The organism is Streptomyces beijiangensis, from assembly GCF_017315755.1.
Lineage (GTDB): Bacteria > Actinomycetota > Actinomycetes > Streptomycetales > Streptomycetaceae > Streptomyces > Streptomyces beijiangensis.
Window position 1 is genome coordinate 1 of record NZ_JAFLRJ010001182.1, and the last position, 288, is coordinate 288.

Annotated in this window: 1 pseudogene; it reads left to right on the forward strand. The window is 78.1% G+C overall.

Annotated features, from left to right (window positions below):
* Positions 1-288, forward strand: a pseudogene (locus J0695_RS41090) (hypothetical protein); the annotation flags it as partial.

Here is a 288-nt window from a genome sequence, read left to right on the forward strand (position 1 = left end):
CCGTACACGCGGCCCCCTACGAGCCCCCGGCGGACTCCGCGCCCACCTACAGCTCCCCGACCACCACCGGCAACGCGCGCATCACCGACGCCCAGCGCGCCCGCGCCGAAGGGCGCTCGCCGGTCATCGCGCCGGGAATGCAGCCCGCCGGGCTCACCGCCGTGCTCGCGGTGCTGCTCGCCGCGGCCGCCGCGATCGGGCGGCCCGCGATCCTGTTGCCGCTGCTCGCGCTGCAGGCCGTCACCGCCGCCGGGTGGTTCCGGCTGAACGGGATGTGGCCCGCACGGC